The following is a 2,155-nucleotide window of genomic DNA, read 5'->3' as shown; positions in this document are numbered from 1 at the left end:
TGCCTATTTCCTGTTGCCTATTGCATCTTGCCTGTTGCCTATTGCCTATTGCCTGTTGCCTATTGCCTCTTGCCTATTGCCTATTGCCTCTGGCCTATTGCCTCTGGCCTATTGCCTATTGCCTATTGCCTCTTGCCTACTCCCCACTCCCTAATATTTCATAATTGTCTGAGTAATAAACAATTACACTATCATTGCGCTTTTTGCTGGCACTTTGGCAAATAAAGCTAGCATATTCTAGCAATAATAATTCATATTAGATGCCATATAGCATAACCACGTAGCTGATTAGTTGTCAAGATTAAAGGAATCATGATGGATGGGGCAGAATTATTGAAGCGATATGCTGCTGGAGAACGGGACTTTCCAGAAGCTAATCTACAGGGAATATCTTTGGCGGGAGTAAACCTTAGCCAAGCTAACCTACGACGTGCTAATCTCAGCCAGAGTTGTCTCAAGGGCGCTATCCTTAAAGGTGTCAATCTGCGAGAAGCGAATTTATCTGGTGCAAATCTACAGGGAAGTGACCTGTGTGAAGCCAACCTCATTGTTAGTAACCTCATTCAAGCCAATCTAGCCAAGGCTAACTTGAGTAATGCCAATCTACGCAGTTGCCGCCTGATTGGAGTTAATCTCAGTAAAGCTAATCTGAGTGAAGCAATTCTGAGTGAGGCAATTCTCCAGGATGCTAACTTGAGTCAGGCAAAACTGATTAGCACATCCTTAAACCGAGCCAAGCTTTCCCATGCCCTCTTAGACGGAGCGATTTTAGAAGGAGCATCCCTCAACAATTGTATTCTGATCGAAGCTAATCTGATTGGGGCAAATTTGTCCCATACCCTACTCAATGGAGCCAACTTGACTAAGGCCAATCTCAATCAAGCAGACTTGAGTGGTGCCATAGCCAGTGGCTGCACCATGAGAAACACTATCCTAACGGATGCGAATCTAAGAGGAGCAAGGATGAGTTGGACAATTCTCCATGGTGCTAATCTCACTAAGGCTAATTTATACCGAGCTAACCTGTGTTGGTCGAATCTTACCGAGGCAATATTGATTGAAGCTGTTTTAATTGATGCTAACCTGAATCAGGCTAACCTTCGTGAAGCTAAACTTACCAAAGCGATCATGCCAAGTGGCAGTCAGCATCAATAGTTGAACAGTTCAAGCCAGATTTTGATCAGCCCAATCACTACCGTTTCCCTTGTCTATTAGGAACTTGAGCAATTCTACTCAGCGGATCTGATGGCGTTCGCATAAGCGCGGAAGCTGAGGCCTTTGGCCAATCGCACTGGATAATAATCTGAGATTCGCCTAAAATTTCCTAAAACTTAATCAACTTTTCCTCAGTCAAACTGTCATCCCAGGGTTTAGTATGACATTCGGTGAATGATTAGCTGGAAGTTCCTATAATTTTATGTCCCTTGCACCTCTGTCTGAGGCTTTTGAGAATAATCGCTTTGAAAGTATTAGTTTAATTGCTACCGATATTGATGGCACTCTAACTCTGAGTGGCAAATTTACTTCCTCCTTATTCCATGCCATAGAAGAATTGACCAAGACAGGAATCCAAGTGTTGCTGATTACAGGTCGTTCCGCTGGCTGGGTCAATGGTCTGAAAACTTATCTGCCGGTCATGGGAGCGATCGCAGAAAATGGCGGTATATATTTCCCCAAAGATAGTGAAATCCCAGAAACCTTAACCCCTATTGAAGATTTAATCCAGCATCGCCAGAGTCTCAATCACACCTTCCAACTCCTCAAAGCTCAATTTCCCCAGCTACAAGAATCTGTGGATAACCGCTTTCGGTTGACGGATTGGACTTTTGATGTTAAAGGACTAGCCTTTGTCCAATTACAAACCCTAGCAGAACTCTGTCAACAACAGGGTTGGGGCTTCACTTACAGTACAGTTCAGTGCCATATTAAGCCAATCGAGCAAGATAAAGCAACAGGCTTGCTGCAAGTGTTAACCAGACACTTTCCCCAACTCAAACCAGAGGAGATTATGACCGTTGGTGACAGTCGTAATGATGAGTCTATGTTTGATACCAGCAAGTTTCCTTTATCAGTAGGGGTGGCTAATGTCTTAGACTACACTAGTTATTTGACTCATAAGCCAGCTTATGTGACTTATGCTAAAGAATCTGAAGGC

2 protein-coding genes are annotated in these 2,155 nt (G+C 43.4%); both read left to right on the top strand.

Going from position 1 to position 2,155, the window contains the following annotated elements; genetic code table 11:
• Positions 1 to 312 precede the first annotated feature (312 nt).
• Positions 313 to 1,155, top strand: a complete 843-nt coding sequence (locus tag F6K49_RS43045; protein WP_330359410.1) for a pentapeptide repeat-containing protein — start codon at positions 313 to 315, stop codon at positions 1,153 to 1,155.
• Between the two features lie 262 nt (positions 1,156 to 1,417).
• Positions 1,418 to 2,155 (top strand): HAD family hydrolase (locus F6K49_RS43040; RefSeq protein ID WP_293107727.1); only part of this gene is annotated, 738 nt, incomplete at its 3' end.

It is taken from the genome of Moorena sp. SIO3I6, from assembly GCF_010672095.1.
Note: the sequence above shows the minus strand (reverse complement) of the source record. Positions and strands in the feature narration are given on the sequence as shown.